Source organism: Nocardia alni (assembly GCF_019038435.1).
Lineage (GTDB): Bacteria > Actinomycetota > Actinomycetes > Mycobacteriales > Mycobacteriaceae > Nocardia > Nocardia alni.
The window spans coordinates 67,179-82,942 of the sequence record NZ_JAGPOX010000008.1 but is presented as its reverse complement, the minus strand read 5'-3'; the positions used below and the strand labels follow the sequence as shown (position 1 = coordinate 82,942).

Annotated in this window: 14 protein-coding genes and 1 pseudogene; 5 read left to right on the top strand and 10 right to left on the bottom strand. The window is 67.4% G+C overall.

Annotation, left to right across the window (positions count from 1 at the left end; genetic code table 11):
* Positions 1 to 76: 76 nt before the first annotated feature.
* The 9 genes and pseudogenes from JZ791_RS05510 to JZ791_RS05470 form a co-directional block, all read right to left on the bottom strand.
* A complete protein-coding gene (locus JZ791_RS05510; RefSeq protein ID WP_216893058.1) occupies positions 77 to 865 on the bottom strand; it encodes an NAD(P)-dependent oxidoreductase in 789 nt (262 codons plus the stop codon).
* A 467-nt stretch (positions 866 to 1,332) separates the two neighbouring features.
* Positions 1,333 to 2,169: pseudogene (locus tag JZ791_RS05505) on the bottom strand (NAD(P)-dependent oxidoreductase); the annotation flags it as partial.
* A 64-nt stretch (positions 2,170 to 2,233) separates the two neighbouring features.
* The gene (locus JZ791_RS05500) at positions 2,234 to 2,767 is read right to left on the bottom strand and encodes a DoxX family protein (RefSeq protein ID WP_216893055.1); all 534 of its coding nucleotides are present in this window, start codon (positions 2,765 to 2,767) and stop codon (positions 2,234 to 2,236) included.
* Positions 2,768 to 2,781: 14 nt separating this feature from the next.
* Complete coding sequence (locus JZ791_RS05495) at positions 2,782 to 3,732, bottom strand: alpha/beta hydrolase (RefSeq protein WP_216893054.1); 951 nt, start codon at positions 3,730 to 3,732, stop codon at positions 2,782 to 2,784.
* Positions 3,733 to 3,790: 58 nt separating this feature from the next.
* Positions 3,791 to 5,449, bottom strand: a complete 1,659-nt coding sequence (locus tag JZ791_RS05490) for a thiolase C-terminal domain-containing protein (protein ID WP_216893053.1) — start codon at positions 5,447 to 5,449, stop codon at positions 3,791 to 3,793.
* 13 nt (positions 5,450 to 5,462) lie between these two features.
* Positions 5,463 to 6,818, bottom strand: coding sequence for a cytochrome P450 (locus tag JZ791_RS05485; protein WP_216893052.1), 1,356 nt, complete (start codon positions 6,816 to 6,818; stop codon positions 5,463 to 5,465).
* A 7-nt stretch (positions 6,819 to 6,825) separates the two neighbouring features.
* A complete protein-coding gene (locus JZ791_RS05480) occupies positions 6,826 to 7,020 on the bottom strand; it encodes a ferredoxin (RefSeq protein WP_216893081.1) in 195 nt (64 codons plus the stop codon).
* Between the two features lie 14 nt (positions 7,021 to 7,034).
* Positions 7,035 to 7,898: a mycofactocin-coupled SDR family oxidoreductase gene (locus tag JZ791_RS05475; protein ID WP_216893051.1), complete on the bottom strand. Its 864-nt coding sequence runs from the start codon at positions 7,896 to 7,898 to the stop codon at positions 7,035 to 7,037.
* 23 nt (positions 7,899 to 7,921) lie between these two features.
* On the bottom strand, positions 7,922 to 8,629 hold the full coding sequence (locus tag JZ791_RS05470; RefSeq protein WP_216893050.1) for an SDR family NAD(P)-dependent oxidoreductase: 708 nt from the start codon (positions 8,627 to 8,629) through the stop codon (positions 7,922 to 7,924).
* A gap of 239 nt (positions 8,630 to 8,868) precedes the next feature.
* On the opposite strand from JZ791_RS05470, the gene JZ791_RS05465 reads away from it, so the two are divergent.
* Positions 8,869 to 10,335 carry an aldehyde dehydrogenase family protein gene (locus JZ791_RS05465; RefSeq protein ID WP_216893049.1) on the top strand — a complete coding sequence of 489 codons (1,467 nt, stop codon included), beginning with the start codon at positions 8,869 to 8,871 and terminating at the stop codon, positions 10,333 to 10,335.
* The gene (locus tag JZ791_RS05460; RefSeq protein WP_216893048.1) at positions 10,332 to 11,540 is read left to right on the top strand and encodes a CaiB/BaiF CoA transferase family protein; all 1,209 of its coding nucleotides are present in this window, start codon (positions 10,332 to 10,334) and stop codon (positions 11,538 to 11,540) included. The genes JZ791_RS05465 and JZ791_RS05460 overlap by 4 nt, the downstream gene beginning before the upstream one ends.
* Before the next feature lie 238 nt (positions 11,541 to 11,778).
* Here the strand turns inward: JZ791_RS05460 and JZ791_RS05455 are convergent, their stop codons facing one another.
* Positions 11,779 to 12,534, bottom strand: coding sequence for an SDR family NAD(P)-dependent oxidoreductase (locus tag JZ791_RS05455; protein ID WP_216893080.1), 756 nt, complete (start codon positions 12,532 to 12,534; stop codon positions 11,779 to 11,781).
* A gap of 130 nt (positions 12,535 to 12,664) precedes the next feature.
* Between JZ791_RS05455 and JZ791_RS05450 the strand changes: the two genes are divergently transcribed.
* The 3 genes from JZ791_RS05450 to JZ791_RS05440 all read left to right on the top strand — a co-directional run bounded on the left by JZ791_RS05450 (position 12,665) and on the right by JZ791_RS05440 (position 15,659).
* Positions 12,665 to 13,360, top strand: a complete 696-nt coding sequence (locus JZ791_RS05450) for a TetR/AcrR family transcriptional regulator (protein ID WP_216893047.1) — start codon at positions 12,665 to 12,667, stop codon at positions 13,358 to 13,360.
* A gap of 105 nt (positions 13,361 to 13,465) precedes the next feature.
* Positions 13,466 to 14,446 (top strand): TIGR03621 family F420-dependent LLM class oxidoreductase, encoded by a 981-nt coding sequence (locus JZ791_RS05445; protein WP_216893046.1) that lies wholly within the window; start codon positions 13,466 to 13,468, stop codon positions 14,444 to 14,446.
* A gap of 82 nt (positions 14,447 to 14,528) precedes the next feature.
* Entirely contained in the window at positions 14,529 to 15,659 is a 1,131-nt protein-coding gene (locus tag JZ791_RS05440) for a M20 family metallopeptidase (protein ID WP_254205250.1), read from the top strand.
* Positions 15,660 to 15,764: the final 105 nt, after the last annotated feature.

Genomic DNA, 15,764 nt, shown 5'->3' with positions numbered 1-15,764 from the left:
CGTCGCCCGGTTGGTGCGGCACGGTGACTTTATCGGGCGATGAGATGCGGCGGCCTCGGTGGTGGTTGGGTGCGCTTCAGGCGAGCTTGTCGATCGCGGGGGACAGGACGCCCAGGTCTGCCTCGAGTTCGGTGGCGAGGGCGCGGGCGGCGGCGACGTCTTTGCGGAGGAATTCGCCGACCGAGGTGGCGAATTCGGTGACCGAACCCCTGGCCGCGACGCCGCTCAGGGCGCGGCTGGCGGAGCTTGCGTGGGGGAGGGCGGTCAGCAGGGTGGGCTCGTCGATGCCGAGTTCGGTTGCCAGGCGCACGGATTCGGCGACCAGGCCGATCTGGGCGGCGAACAGGGCGTTGTTGACGAGTTTGACGCGCTGGCCCGCGCCGATCGTGCCGACAGGCAGGATCGGGTCGGCGTAGGCCTCGAGGACCGGGCGCGCGCGAGTGACGGCCTCGTCGGTACCGCCCACGAAGACGGTGAGATGCCCGGCGGCGATGTCATGGGGACCGCCGCTCACCGCCGCGTCGACCACATGGATGCCGCGCGGACCGGCCTGCGCGGCAACGTTTTCGGCGGTGTGCGGTGAGCCGGTGGTGTGGATGAGGATGACCGCGCCGGCCGGAAGGGTCGTCAGCAGCGGGCTGTCCAGGCAGACCTCGCGTACCTGCTCATCGGTGAATACGCAGATCACTACCGCGTCGGCGTCCGTGCCGACCGCCGCGAGCTGGATGGCTTCGGCGCCGAGTTCGGCAACGGCCAGGCGTGTTTCGTCCGACCGTCCGACCGCACGAACCGTATGACCGGCCCCGACCAACCGCTGCACCATGGGCCGCCCCATGCGACCCGCCCCGACGAATCCGATACGCATCTGCGCTCCCTTACCTATTTAGAAATGGGGCATCGAGCGGCTCGTCCGCTGCCCGGGTGCTCTAGGGCGCCTGTCGTCCCGAGGGCCTCGTGCCAGGCTCGGACCGATCGATGCACCACAGGTCGACCCAATGTGGCCCGTACCTACGAATCCGATACGCATATGCGCTCCTCACCTGTCTCGATAGGGGTATCGAGTGGGCAACCCGCGCCCCAGGTGATCTGCGCCGCCCGTTCTCCTGAAGTGCTCGCGCTCGGCTTGGACCGGTCGGTGCGGCATACTGTGACCCACAGCCCTCATCCGCAGATCCGATGTGCAACTGTGCTCCTTCGGACGTCGATGCGGGGTGAGCCGTGTGCGCTAACCTCGGACCATTGGGAGAACCGGCCTCCCGCTACATTCTTGGGGCCGATTATCCGAAACCGGACTTTCAGGCCCGCAGAATGTAGCGATAGGCCGGATCGAGTTCAGCGTGGGTGGTTCATCATCGCCAGCGTGGCGTCGGCGGCCGTCAGCACGACACCCGGGGTGGCGTGCTGCGCGTCGGCCACGGAGGCGATCAGGCTCACATCCTTGCGCAGCAGCTCACCCGCGTGAACGGCCATGCGGTCGAGTGCGCCGTCGCCGTCGATGATGCGGCCCAGCCCGAAGCTGTTGGCGCTGCCGCGGGAGATGACCTCGCCGAGGCGGGACGGGTCGACACCCAGGGCATTTCCGAGATCGAGCGCGCTCTTGGCGGTGGCCAGATTCGCGGTGAACAGCAGGTTGTTCAACAGCTTGGTGACCTGACCAGCACCGACATCACCAAGGTGGACAAGCGGATTCGCAAAGGTCTCGAACACCGGCCGCACACGGTCCAGGACCGCAGCATCGCCACCGACCATGACCAGCAGCCGCTGTTCGGCCGCGGCCGGGCCGCCTCCGCTGACCGGTGCGTCGATCAGCGAAACACCTTGCTCGGCCGCGACACTCGCGAGTTCGCGGCAGGTGTCCGGATGCACCGTGCTGTGCACCGCGATCACTCCGCCCGCGGCCAGACCCGCCAGCACACCGCCGGGACCGGTGAGCACCTCGCGCACATCGGCGTCGGAAACCACGCAGATACACACCAGATCGCTTGCCGCCGCCAGCTCTTCGGGCGAGGCCGCGATCTTGGCCGCGGTATCGGCGAACGCCTCGAGCGAGGCCGGGCGCCGGGCCCACAGGGTGGTCTCGAATCCGGATTCGACGATCCGGCGGGCCATCGGCGCGCCTTGGCCGCCGAGCCCGATGAAGCCGACTCGCATCACCGAGTCCTCCGATCTGCTGTCATGTCTGTCATCACCTGTCGCGCACCGCGTTGCGCGGTGGGCCGTCCCGTGTCCGTGATCATGACTGGTTCTCTGCGGCGGTCTCCGGCGCGGCCGGCACGGGCTTCGCGGGGCGGTAGAACGTGGCGATCAGGCCCGCGACTGCGACGACCGCGACGATCAGCGCGATGGCGCCACCGGCCCAGCCGGTGATCTCGATTCCCGCGGCGTGGTCGATGGATACCCGGCCGGGGCCGAGCATGGCCAGCGCGAGCGCGACGACCGCGAGCACCAGGACGTATTCGAAACCATCCTTGAACACGAAGAACCCGTTGGAGCGGTGCGCCAGCAGCCCGGCGACCAGCATGACCGAGATGAGGGCCGCGCAGGCGAACGGGGTGAGCAGGCCAAGGACGAGCAGGACTCCCGCGCCGACCTCGGTGATCACGCTGGCCCACGCCTGGATCACGCCGTGGCGCAATCCGAGTCCGCTGAACCAGCTGGCGGTTCCGGGGATCTTGCCGCCGCCGATCCAATGGTTGACGCCGTGCACGGCTATCGTGATGCCCACGACCAGGCGGATCAGGAGCAGGGCGGTATCGGTTTCGGGCATATGAGGTACGCCTCCTAGCGTTCGGGTGCCGCGATGCCGTCGAATTGGATTGCCGGGCCGGTCGATTCACCGATCTCCCGGGTGACGATGCACTCCTGTGCGAACGACAGCACCTTCAGATGGTAAGCGGTGGCGGTGCGGCCCACGCTGATGTTGTGCGCGGAACCGCGCTGCACGTTCAGCACGAGACGGGGTGCGGCGCCGAACAGTTCGGCGACCTCGAGCAGGCCGGGGATGTCGTTGCGCCACACTCGCTCATGGTCGGCGACGGTGAACTGCACCGGGATTCGGATCCGCGGCCCGACCAGCGGGAAATTCGTTCCCGGCCAGTCGATCACCACCGGGCCCTCGAACCGCGGTCCATTGGCGCCGACCAGGCGTCCGCCGACGTGCTCGGGCGGATACAGCCGTTCGGGCTGCCACAGCAGCTCCGCCACCTTGGCGTTGTCCGGACGCGGCCGCACCGACAGGATCTGCTCGGCGAGCGGCTGCTGCTGTCGCCCGGTGCCGCACAGTTCCAGGCCGAGCAGCCCGGGCCCGCGCTCGGGATCGGCGGCCATCCGCGCCCCGGTCTCGCATCCGGCCGAATGCGCGATCAGGAACACCCCGGCTCCGCGCGGCAGCCCGTCCAGATGCCGGTCGATCGCCCCGTACATCAGGTCGACGCGTCGCTGGGGATCGGCAAGGTCGTCCCCGTACGGGTACGAGGCGCCGTAGCCGGGGCGGTCCAGCGCCAGCGCCGTGAATCCGGCCGCCGACGCCAAGCGCAGCAGCGACAGGTCGGGGTGCCCCGGACAGTCGAAATACGCCGATGTCGTCGCGCCGCCGTGCAGCGCGACGACGACCCCCCGCGGGCTTCGCGCCGGCGCGAGCAGGCCCGAAATCGGGATCCCGTCGACCTCCGCCACGACCGGCCGCGGCTCGTCGTCGACGCGGAGGGCGAGTTCGGTTTCGGTGAGCGTCATGCGGCGGTCTCCGCCATCGGTGCGGCTCGCATCCGGTGCGGCGACGTCGCGCAGGAGATCACGAGTCGCTCCGCAGCAACATGGCGCCGCCGGGCGTGAGCCCGCCGCTGGAGACCGCGGCGATCCGGGCATCGGCGACCTGCCGATCCCCGGCCTCACCGCGCAGCTGCACGATCGCCTCGTGCAGCAGTCCCATGCCGTGGGTGCGGCCGTGCGAGAGCTGCCCGCCGTGAGTGTTCAACGGCAGCAGGCCGTCACGGGCGATGTTCTTGCCGCCGTCGAGGAAGTCCTTGGCCTCGCCGATCCCGCAGAAGCCCAGCGCCTCGATCCAGGACAGGCAGTTGATCGTGAAGCCGTCGTAGAGCTCGGCGACGTCGACGTCGGTGGGGCGCAACGTGGTCCGCGTCCACAGATGTGCGGCGGGCCCGAGGACCTGCGGCTCGTGAGTGAGGGTGGACTGGTCCCATTCGATGCGTTCCAGGATCTGGGTGCCTACCGCCTCGACCCGGATGGCCGGGGAGGCGAGGTCTTTCGTGGAATCCGCCGCGGAGACGATCACCGCGACCGCGCCGTCGCAGGGTACATCGCAGTCGTACAGTCCGAACGGGGTGGTGATGGGCCGCGCGTTGAGGTAGTCGTCCATGGTGAGCGGATCCCGGTACACCGCGGTCGGATTCAGCTCGGCGTTGGCCCGCTGGTTCAATGCGATCCAGCCGAGGGTCTCGCGTGTGGTGCCGTAGCGATGAAAGTGCCTCTGCGCGTTGATCGCGAGCGTATGCGCGGCCGACGTCGAGCCGAACGGGTAGAACCAGTTGGTGGTGCGCCCGCCCGACGGTTGGATCCGGCCCGTGCGCATCAACTCGTTGAACGTGGCTTCCCACAACGTCCGGAAGCACAGGACGTGCCGGGCCAGCCCGCTCGCCACCGCGAGCATCGCCGAGATCACCGAGCCGCCGGGCCCGAAGGTCTCCATGCCGCCGTTGTACCAGGTGGGACGCAGACCGAGCGCCGCCTCGAGCGCCGTCACACCGCCTTCGCCGAACCCGCCGACGTTGCCGCCGCCGGGATACGTTGCCAGACCGTCGATATCGTCCATGGTCAGTCCGGCGTCGGCGACCGCTCGCTCGCACGCCTGCACGGTGAGCTGCAGCGGCGGAACCATCAGGCGACGGCCGATATCGGACATCCCGATCCCGGTGAACGCGGCGCGATCCTCGAACTTGTCCGTCCGGATCATCGGCCGCACATACTCACCGAACCGCTCGGGGGCGATCTCGTCGACCGGAAGCGGTTCGGGCTCGGGCTGTTCGGCCACCGGGCGGAACAGCGGCAGCCACACGTCACCGTCGGCCTGGAATACGACCTCCAGCCGCATGCCGAGCACCAGCGAATCGAAATCGGCATCGATCACGTTGGTGGTCAGGCGCACTCGCGGATCGTCCGCGAGTGCGACCTGCGCGATCACATACGGCGCTTTCAGGCCCGGCCCGCTGAATCGCTGGTTGATCGTGAAGCCGACCAGCGTGCCGAGCCCGGATACCTCGCGCACACCCATATCGTGTCCGCGACAGTATCGGCACACCGGCTGCGGCGGATGAATCAGCGCCGCACAGGAATTGCACTCCTGGATGCGCAGTACACCGTCCGCGCCCGAGGTCCAGAAGAACTCGTTGTCCAGGGTGAGCAGCGGCAATGGCCGCCCCGACTCGTCGGCCATAGCCGCTTCCCTCTCAGATCTGGGCTTCGCCCTTGTGCACGGTCACCGGTTCCGCCAATCGCTGATCATCACAGGCGCGCTGCAACTTCTCCAGCGTTTCCTCCAGACCGGCTCCCAGGCGATGACCCGGTGTGAAGGTGGCAGGCAGGTGACGCATGCCCTGGATGACGCCGATGGAGTCGTAATGCATCGTGCCCGCGGGATCACAGCGATAGTCGGGCATGCGGTCCAGCACCGCGGTCAGCATTCGCTTGAAGGTCATCCGCGCCATATTCGAGCCGATGCAGCGGTGGATGCCCAGGCCGAAGCTGTAGTGCCGGTTGCCCTTTCGCTCCATATCCAGGTTGTTCGGATCCTGGAACACCTGCGGGTCGCGATTGGCCATGGCCCAGGACAGCCACAGTCGCTCACCCTCCCGGAACCGCTTGCCCCCGACCTCGCAGTCCTCGGCGAAGGTGCGGCCGTCGCCGGGCGCGGGGGTGAAGTAGCGCAGGAACTCCTCGGTCGCCGAGTCGAGGATGAGATCCCGTTCCTTGCTGAGCAGTTCGCGCTGATCGGTATTCTCGCCCAGCCACTCCAGCGCGTGGGCGGTCAGGGCGGTGGTGGTGTCGAATCCGCCGCCGATGATCAGGGCCAGCATGCCCAGCGCGTCCATATCGGAGATCGGCTCGCCGAGCAAGGTCGATTGCGAGACCGCGTGGATCATGCCCGGGCGCGGTGCCTGCTTGATCTCCATATAGTTGGTGAACAGATCCGTGCCCATCTGCTGGTGCATCTCGGCGACACGGGCGACGTCCGGCGAATCGGGCGGGGTGTACACCGAGGCGTGGGCGGGCTCGTTGTAGATCGCCCACTTACGCAGCGGGATGCCCAACATCGCCAGGGTCAGCACGGCGGGCACGATATTGGCCAGCTCGTCGACGAAATCGATGCTGCCGCTCTCGATCTGCTCGTCGATGGCCGCGCGCACGATCTCGTCCACGAACGGGATCCACCGCTGCACCGCGGCGGGGGACAGGTACGGATTGAGTACCGAACGCAGTTCCTTCTGCTCGGGCGGATCCATCTCCAGGATTCCGCCCCGGATGCCGTTGCTGCGCTTGGGCGTCGGAATCGAAATCCCTTTGTAGCCACGGCGTTCCCCGTGCGGATCGTGATCGTTCGAGATGTGCGGGCTGCGCGCCAGCTCGAAGACCTCCCGGTTGCCCGCCGCGACCCAGTGCCCTTCGTAGGTCTCGGACCAGGCGACCGGGCACGCGTTCTGCATCTCGGTGGTGATGTCGAGGAACTGTTCGCGGTATTGCGGGGTATGCCGGTCGAAGTGGAAGACCGGCTGGCGCCGTTCGGCGTCGGTGATGCTGTCGGTCATGAGTTCCTCACTCGCTGATCGAGATCGCGCGTTCGGGGCACGAACGTACCGCTTCGCGCACGTTGTCCTGCTGGTCGGCGGGCACCTCTTCGCTGATCGGCGAGGAATGGCCATCGATCTCACTGAGTTCGAACACCTTCGGTGCGATCATCGCGCAGAGCGTATGGCCCTGGCATCGGTCTGCGTCGACTTGAACCTTCACGGTCACTTAACCTTTCAGACGTGGTAGTCGTACCACTTTAGGTAGCCTCCGGCGTCCACACGCAGTTGTGTGCCGGTGACGAAACGGGATTCGTCCGAGGCCAGGAACAACACGGCATTGCTGATATCCGCCGGTTCCACCCACGGCACGGGTATCGCCTGCTGCACATGGAACGCGGGTTCGGCATCGGCACGGGTGGGATGCTCGAGGTCCGGCCGGAACGACTGGTACATCGGTTCACTCTGCAGCATGTTGGTGTTGGTGTTGGTGGGGTGCACCACGTTGGCCCGAATGCGACGCGGCGCGATATGCGTCGCGAACTCGTGAATATATTGGGACAGAAGGCGTTTGGCGACCATGTAGGCCACGCCTCCGGGATCCTTGCCCACCTGGTCCACCTTGGACACATCCATCAGCGCCGCGGTCGAGCCTGTGGCGATGACCGAGGCGCCGTCCACCAGATACGGCAGCGACGCCTGCACCGCGTTGATCACTCCGAGCAGGTCGGTGTCGATCACGTCGGTCCACGCCTGCCACGGCGGCTCGCCCTTCATCCCGGCGATGCCGGCTTGGGCGACGACGATGTCCAGGTGTCCGCCCAGTTCGGCGACACCGCGTTCGAGCACCGCGGCCAGCTGTGCGCGATCGCGCACATCGCCCTGCTCGGCGACGATGCGCCGACCGGTCTTCTCGACCAGACGCGCGGTCTCCTCGAGATCCTCCGGCCGGGACAGAGAGTATTTGATGGACTCGATGTCGCGGCAGATGTCCACCGCGATGATGTCCGCGCCTTCCTCGGCCAGGCGCACCGCATGACTGCGGCCCTGACCTCGGGCGGCCCCGGTAACGAAGGCGACCTTGCCCTCCACGCGACCCATGGCTGTTCCTTCCTAACTGACTATCAGGTATTTCTGCCGCCGTTGACGCCGATGATCTGACCGGTGATGTACCCGGCGTCCTCGGAGATGAGGAACGCGCAGGTCGCGGCGATATCAGCGGGGCGGCCGACCCGGCGCACCGGTGTGCGCTGGACGTGATCGGCGATGGTGCCGCCGAGTAATTGCTTCTCCTCCGAGCGGCGCAGCATGGGAGTGTCTATGAAGCCCGGTGGGATCGCGTTGACCGTGATCCCGGACGGACCGAGTTCCAGCGCAAGGGATTTGGTGAACCCGTTGAGCCCGGACTTGGCCGCCACATAGGCGCTCATGAACGGCTGACCCGAATGAGTGCTGGAGGAGGAGATGTTGACGATGCGGCCCCATCCGGCTTCGAGCATGTCCGGCAGGACGGCCTGTGTCATGTGGAAGACGCCGTGCAGATTCACATCGATGATGCGCTGCCACTCCTCGAAGCTGAGGTTCTTGAATCGACGGTACTTCTCCATGCCCGCGGCGTTGACCAGCACCGTCACCGGTCCCAACGCCGCGCGGATCTCACTCATCGCCGCGTCGATCTGATCGGGCCGGGAGACGTCCGCGGTGTAGGCCAATTTATCGTCGGCGGGCGGGACGAGGTCTAGGATTGCCACCTGCAGCCCGTCCGCTCGCAGCCGCTCGACGATGCCCTGGCCGATGCCGGAGCCGCCTCCCGTGACAACCGCCGCCGTCATCTCGTCTCCTGGGCGCTAGCGTGCAAAAGAATCTCCTTTGCGATTAGTGAGAACCGTACTCTCGCGCCGGATAGGCGCGCAAGAGCCGGACTGATCATGATGTGGGCTACTCGGATCCGACCTGGGCACGCAGCGCGTCGCACGGGATGCGGTCCGCGAAATGTGACTGTTGACCACCCTTTGTGAATGTATCATTCTCCAATAGAGAGAATGAAGTTTTCGCTCAGCGAGGAGATGGGATGTCAACCCAACAACAGGTGGCCGGCGTCACGCGTCGGCTACTCATCGACGGTGAGCTGGTCGAGACCGAGGGCAGGTCGCCCTCGCTCAATCCGGCCACCGGCGAGGTCTACGGCTACGCGCCGGAGGCCGGGCTCGCCGAGACCGACGCCGCCATCGCCGCCGCGCGCCGCGCGTTCGACACCACGGAGTGGTCCAGGGATGCCGCGCTGCGGGAGCACTGTCTGGACCAGTTCTACAAAGCCCTGCGGGACAACGTGGAAGAACTGCGCGAGCTGAGCATCGCCGAGGTCGGCGCCACCCGGCAGTCCACCTACGGCAATCAGCTGGAGGTCCCGTTCGAGATCGTGCGCTACTACGCCGATCTACTGCCGAAGTACTCGTTCACCGAACCCCTGAACGACGTCGAAATCCGCGGCCAGACCCACCGTCGCTGGATAGAGAAGGAGCCCGCGGGCGTCGTCGCGGCGATCGCGGCCTACAACTATCCGCACCAGCTGGCGTTGGCCAAGCTGTCGCCCGCGCTCGCGGCGGGGTGCACGGTGGTGCTCAAGGGCGCACCGGACACCCCCCTGTCCACGCTGGCCCTCGGAGAGATCCTGGCGCAGACCGACATTCCCGCCGGTGTGGTGAACGTGCTCACCTCCTCGGATATCTCGGTGGGGCAGCGGATGACCACCCACCCGGACGTCGACCTGGTCACCTTCACCGGCTCGACCGCCGTCGGCAAGCAGATCATGTCCGCCGCCAGCGACACCCTCAAGCGCGTATTCCTGGAGCTCGGCGGCAAGTCCGCGATGATCCTGCTGGACGACGCCGACTACGCCAGCACCGCGATGTTCGCCGCCTTCTCGATCTGCAGCCATGCCGGTCAGGGCTGCGCGCTCACCTCCCGGCTGCTGGTGCCGCGCAAGGATCACGACGCGATCGTCGCGCTGGTCGCCGAGAACTTCGGCCGGGTGCGCGTCGGCGACCCGGGCGACCCGAAAACCTATATGGGACCGCTGATCAGCGAGCGGCAGCGGGACAAGGTCGACGGCATGGTGCAGCGTGCGGTGGCCGCGGGAGCGAGCCTGGCCTTCGGCGGGCAGAAGGTGGAGCCCGGATACTTCTACCAGCCCACACTCCTGGCCAATGTGGACCCGGACAGCGAGATCGCGCAGGAGGAGGTCTTCGGGCCGGTGCTCGCGGTGATCCCGTTCGACGACGAGGACGACGCGGTGCGCATCGCCAACAACTCGATGTACGGCTTGTCCGGTGGGGTGTTCAGCGCGGACGAGTCCCGTGCGCTGGCCGTGGCTCGGCGCATCCGCACCGGAACCATGAGCATCAACGGCGGTAACTACTTCAGTGCCGACGCGCCGTTCGGCGGGTTCAAACAGTCCGGTATCGGGCGTGAGATGGGTGTGGCCGGCTTGGAAGAGTTCTTGGAGTGCAAGACGTTCGCCGCGGCGGTGGTCCAATGAGTTTGCCGTTGGATGGAATTCGAGTGCTCGAGGTCGCGATGTACGGCTTCGTGCCCTCGGCCGGTGCGGTGCTGTCCGATTGGGGCGCGGACGTCATCAAGATCGAGCACGCGGTGACGGGGGATCCGCAGCGCGGGCTGCGGCAGATCGGCAAGTTCAAGGTCGAGAGCGACCCCAATCCCAATGTGGAGCACGCGAACCGGGGCAAGCGCAGCGTCGGGGTGGACCTCTCGGTCGACGAGGGCCGTGAGCTGATCCTCGAGCTGGCCAAGACCGCGGATGTGTTCCTGACCAACTTCCTGCCCTCCGCGCGTGCCAAATTCGGCATCGACGTGGACGATATCCGCGCGGTGAACCCGTCGATCGTCTACGCGCGCGGCAGCGGGCTGGGTCCGCGTGGCGCGGAGGCGGACAAGGGCGGCTACGACATGACCGCCTACTGGTGCCGCGGCAGCGTCGCGGCGACGGTCACCCCGCCCAATGTGGATGGTGTGATCAATCCGCCCGGACCGGCGTTCGGCGACACCATTTCCGGCACGAATCTCGCCGGAGGCATCGCCGCGGCGTTGCTCAAGCGCGAACGCACCGGGGAGACGTCCGTCGTCGACGTGTCGCTGCTCAGTAGCGGACTGTGGTCGATGGGCCACACCATCGCGCTGTCCGCGTATGTCGGAGAGGCTCTGCAGGCCCCGCCCGTGGGAGCGCACGGCGCGCTGACCAATCCGCTGTCGGGTCTGTACGTCACCAAGGACGGCCGCTACCTGTCGTTCGTGATGTTGCAGCCGGGGAAGTTCTGGGCCGATGTGTGCCGCCACATCGACCGGCCGGAACTGGCCGAGGATCCGCGCTTCGTCGACGCCGCCGCGATCGCCGCGAACACCGAAGCGGGCGTGGCGATCCTGCGTGAGGCGATCGCCGAGCGCACGCTCGCGGAGTGGACCGAACGCTTCGGCACCCTGGCCGGACCGTGGGCGCCGGTGCAGGACGCGCTGCAGGTGCTCGACGATCCGCAGGTGCGCGCCAACGAATATGTGCGCCAGGCGGGTTCGCTGCGACTGGTGGCCAGCCCGGTGCAGTTCGATGTGACGGCGCCGCAGCTGCGTCCGGGACCCGAGTTCGCCGCCCAGACCGAGGAAGTACTGCTGGAACTGGGTCTGGACTGGGATCGGATCATCGCGCTGAAGGCCGCGGGCGCGGTCACGTAGTCTCCTCGCGCCCGAAGTGGCCGGGGTTCACCTGTGGAACAGGTGGACCCCGGCCACTTGTATGGGCGGGGAAGGCGCCGCGGGACCGGTCGGCACATGCGAAAGGCAGGCACCCGATCCGGGGCCTGCCTTTCGATGGGAAGCTACGCCCCGCAGGCGAGAGGCTCGGTCCAGCCGACCGGTATCGACGGCGGTATCCGGTGGCGGGATGGTGGAACTGTATGAATGGTTGGATCGTTCAGCGTGCGACGTAACCGCCGTCGACCGGAATGGCCGTGCCGGTGATGAACGACGACTCGTCGCTGGCGAGAAACAGTGCGGCGGCGGCGAGTTCGTGCGGCATACCCCAGCGGTGCACGGGCTGCGGCGGGATGAGATCGGGCGGCGGCGTCGGGCTCTGGTTGCCCCCGGCCAGGCCGGTCCAGGTCATGCCCGGGCAGATCGCGTTGACCCGGATGTTCTGCCGGGCGTAGTCCAGGGCGACGGATTTGGTGAGCTGCACGACCCCGCCCTTGGCCGCCGAATACAGCGCCAGATCCTTCCAGCCGACCAGGCCCGCGGCCGAGGCGGTGCTGATCACCGAACCGCCGCCGCCGGTGAGCATCGCGGGGATCGCGTATTTCATGCCGAGGAACGCGCCCTTGAGGTTCACGCCGATCACGTGGTCGAAATCCGCCTCGTCGCGCTCGGCCGCCGGACCGCGCCGGCCGCTGAGCCCGGCGTTGTTGAACAAAATGTCGAGGCGGCCGAAATGTGCGACGGCCGTGTCGATCATGGCCGAAACATCTTGTGCGCGCGCGACATCCGCATGCACGGCCAGGGCCGCGTCGCCGATCTCGGCGGCGGTCTCCTTCTCGTGCCCGCTCAGATCCGCGCATACGACCCGTGCGCCCTCGGCCGCGAACAGCAACGCGCTGGCTCGGCCTATGCCCGAACCGGCGCCGGTGATCACGGCGACCTTCCCGGCCAGCCTGCCCGATACCGATCCGCCCATTGCGTACCACCGCTCCATGATCTTGTGAAATTGCCAGGCAAGAGCATCGCTCGCCATTGAGGAGAATATCATTCTCATAGGTCGGACGCCACGACTGATTTGAGCGAGTGCCCAATGATAGATTGACTATATGACCGGCACGAGCGCGCCGCGGCGTCGTCGCGGAGACGATACCGACACGCGGAACCAGATCATCGCCGCCACCGAAGCGGTGATGCTCGAGGAGGGGTACGCCGCGGCCACCTCGCGGCGGGTCGCGGCCCGGGCCGGGGTCAATCCCGCGCTCGTGCACTACTACTTCCCGACCATGGACGAGCTGTTCCTGGCCGTGTTCCGGCGGGGCGCCGAGGCCAACCTGGAGCGCCAGCGGCAGGCGATGCAGTCCGACGAGCCGGTACGCGCGCTGTGGCAGCAGGCGATCGATCCGCACGGCACCGCCCTGCTGCTGGAATTCATGGCATTGGCCAATCATCGCAAGGAGATTCGCAATGAACTCGCGGCATACAGTGAACGGTTTCGCGAGGGGCAGCTGTCCGCGTTGACGTTCGTGCTGCGTGCGCGGGGCGTCGATCTGGACACCGTCCCGCCCGTACTGGTCTCGGTGCTGCTGGCGAGCAACGCCCGCACCCTGATCATGGAGGCCGATCTCGGCATCACCCTGGGGCACCGCGAGCTGGCGGAATTCACCGAGGACCTGGTGCGATACTTCGAGGGTGCGCCGGGGTCGCGGGTCGGTCACGTGCTCGGCGGGCTCGGCGTCGGGGACGCCGCCGCGGCCGCGGCGGGTGACCGGTCGATCGACCCGCCGGATCCGGCCAGACCTTGACGTGTGCCGACGCTCGGTGTTATTCATGGTCCGTCTAGTTTATTGGGCAGATGCCCAACGCATCTATCGCAACAGTCCGAATGATCTCGGCAGTGGAGTACGAGAATGACTCTTTCCGGTGCGCCAACGCGCCCCTTCCGTTTCGGTGTTCAGGCCACGAGGGCGAAATCTGCCACCGAGTGGCGCGAACTGGCCTGCCGGATCGAGGATCTAGGTTATTCGACCCTCTCCCTGGCCGATCACTACCTCGGCCCCGGCCCGGCCGGGCGCGAAACAGGCTATCCGCCACAGTATCTGGCGCCCATCGCGGCGATGGCGACCGCTGCCGCGGTGACCACCACGCTGCGGGTCGGGTGCCGGGTGTTCTGCATGGACTACCACGTGCCCGGAGTGCTCGCGAAGGAGGCGGCCACGCTGGATCTTTTGTCGGACGGCCGGCTCGAATTCGGTATCGGCGCGGGCTGGAGCGCGCCGGAGTACCGGGCGATGGGACTGGAGTTCGCGCCACCGGGGGAGCGCATCTCGAAGCTGATCGAGGTCATCGAGCTCGTGAAGGCGCACTGGTCGGGGGAGCCGCTGGACATCGAGGGCAAATTCGTCACGGCCACCGGATATTCCGGCCTGCCGCAGCCGGTGCAGCGGCCGCATCCCCCGATCATGATCGGCGGCGGCCGCCGCCGAGTGCTGTCGCTGGCGGGGCGTGAGGCGGATATCGTCAGCATGAACACCGTGCCGTTCGACGCCGTGAATGCCGATGGACTCACCCCGAGGCAGGAGGCGGCACGACGCCTGGACTACGTGCGCCGGGCCGCGGGAGATCGGTTCGGACTCCTGGACATCGAGAGCTCACCGTTTTTCACCGAGGTGACAGACGATTCGGCGGGCGCGCTGGCGCGCCTCGCGGAGGTCCTCGGCACCGCACCGGAACTGCTTGCCGACCACCCGAATGTGTTGGTGGGCACGGCCGATGAGATCGCCGAGCGGCTGTACGAGAACCGCGAGACGCTCGGGGCGAACTACATCAGCATCCAGCAGAAGCAGATCGACGCCTTCGCCCCCGTGGTCGTGCGCTTGTTCGGCACGTAGGGCCCATTTCTGCCACTCTGGACTGTGCGGTCTGGAAATCACAGGCCCGCAGTGTGTTCGACGAGTGAGAGATCGGTGGTTCATGACCACGAGTGGCCCCGCCGATCCGTCGACCGCCACATTGGACGCGCTGGTGGCCGACCTGCGAGAACTCGTGGAGTGTGAATCGCCCTCGGACGACCATGCCGCGATCGAGCGTTCGGCCGACCTGGTGGCGTGGCTCGGCGCGCGCCGGCTCGGCATCGCCCCGGAACGGATCGTGCTGGACGGCGTCCACCACCTGCGCTGGCGCTTCGGCGGACCGCGGGTGCTGGTCCTGGCGCACCACGACACCGTCTGGCCGATCGGAACGCTGACCCGGCACCCCTTCTCCGTCACCGACGGGATACTCCGCGGCCCTGGCTGTTTCGATATGCTCGCGGGACTGGCGATGGCGTTGCACGCGATCGCCGGACTCGCCGATCGCACTGGTGTGACGCTGCTGGTCACCGGCGATGAGGAACTCGGCGCGGGCACCTCGCGCGGGCTGATCGAGGACGAAGCGCGTCAGGCGTCGGCCGCGCTGGTGCTCGAGGCCTCCGCCGAGGCAGGGGCACTGAAGACGGCCCGCAAGGGAACCTCGCACTACGAGATCGACATCGTCGGCCGCGCTGCGCACGCCGGACTGGAACCCGAGAAGGGCGTCAACGCCGCCGTCGAACAGGCACATCAGATCCTGGCCATCGCTGGGCTCGACGCTCCGGCGGCCGGGACGACGGTCACCCCGACCGCGGCCCGGGCGGGGACCACCCGCAACACGGTGCCCGCGTCGGCCAGGTTCTCGGTCGACGTCCGAGCATGGACGTCCGAGGAGCAGGACCGAGTCGACACGGCCATCCGCGCCCTGAGACCCGTCCTCCCGGACGCGCGCATCCAGGTGAACGGCGGAATCAACCGCCCGCCGCTACCAGAATCCGCGTCCCTGCCGCTGTACGAACGCGCACGGAAGATCGCCGGACGACTCGGACTCCCCGAACTCACCCACGCCGCCGTCGGAGGCGGCTCCGACGGCAACTTCACCGCCGGTGTCGGCACGCAGACCCTGGACGGGCTCGGCGCCGTCGGCGGCGGGGCGCATGCGGAACACGAGCACGTACTGGTCGACCGTCTTGTCGACCGCACAGTCTTGTTGCGGGGGCTGCTAGAGGAGTTGCTGGGCGACGAGGTGCGGTGACCGCCGACGGTCACTCGGCATCCCGACTTGCGGCCATTCGTCATTCCGGCACGCTTTGGCCGGGATCCAATGGTGTCGGTGTATATGGATTCCGGCCAAAAACGT

Coding starts and splice junctions, on each gene's coding strand:
- JZ791_RS05475 (WP_216893051.1), bottom strand. CDS start 7,898: ATGGGTCGCGTGGAGGGCAAGGTCGCCTTCGTTACCGGGGCCGCCCGA.
- JZ791_RS05440 (WP_254205250.1), top strand. CDS start 14,529: ATGACCACGAGTGGCCCCGCCGATCCGTCGACCGCCACATTGGACGCG.
- JZ791_RS05500 (WP_216893055.1), bottom strand. CDS start 2,767: ATGCCCGAAACCGATACCGCCCTGCTCCTGATCCGCCTGGTCGTGGGC.
- JZ791_RS05455 (WP_216893080.1), bottom strand. CDS start 12,534: ATGGGCGGATCGGTATCGGGCAGGCTGGCCGGGAAGGTCGCCGTGATC.
- JZ791_RS05490 (WP_216893053.1), bottom strand. CDS start 5,449: ATGGCCGACGAGTCGGGGCGGCCATTGCCGCTGCTCACCCTGGACAAC.
- JZ791_RS05510 (WP_216893058.1), bottom strand. CDS start 865: ATGCGTATCGGATTCGTCGGGGCGGGTCGCATGGGGCGGCCCATGGTG.
- JZ791_RS05470 (WP_216893050.1), bottom strand. CDS start 8,629: ATGACGGCGGCGGTTGTCACGGGAGGCGGCTCCGGCATCGGCCAGGGC.
- JZ791_RS05445 (WP_216893046.1), top strand. CDS start 13,466: ATGACTCTTTCCGGTGCGCCAACGCGCCCCTTCCGTTTCGGTGTTCAG.
- JZ791_RS05450 (WP_216893047.1), top strand. CDS start 12,665: ATGACCGGCACGAGCGCGCCGCGGCGTCGTCGCGGAGACGATACCGAC.
- JZ791_RS05485 (WP_216893052.1), bottom strand. CDS start 6,818: ATGACCGACAGCATCACCGACGCCGAACGGCGCCAGCCGGTCTTCCAC.
- JZ791_RS05465 (WP_216893049.1), top strand. CDS start 8,869: ATGTCAACCCAACAACAGGTGGCCGGCGTCACGCGTCGGCTACTCATC.
- JZ791_RS05495 (WP_216893054.1), bottom strand. CDS start 3,732: ATGACGCTCACCGAAACCGAACTCGCCCTCCGCGTCGACGACGAGCCG.
- JZ791_RS05460 (WP_216893048.1), top strand. CDS start 10,332: ATGAGTTTGCCGTTGGATGGAATTCGAGTGCTCGAGGTCGCGATGTAC.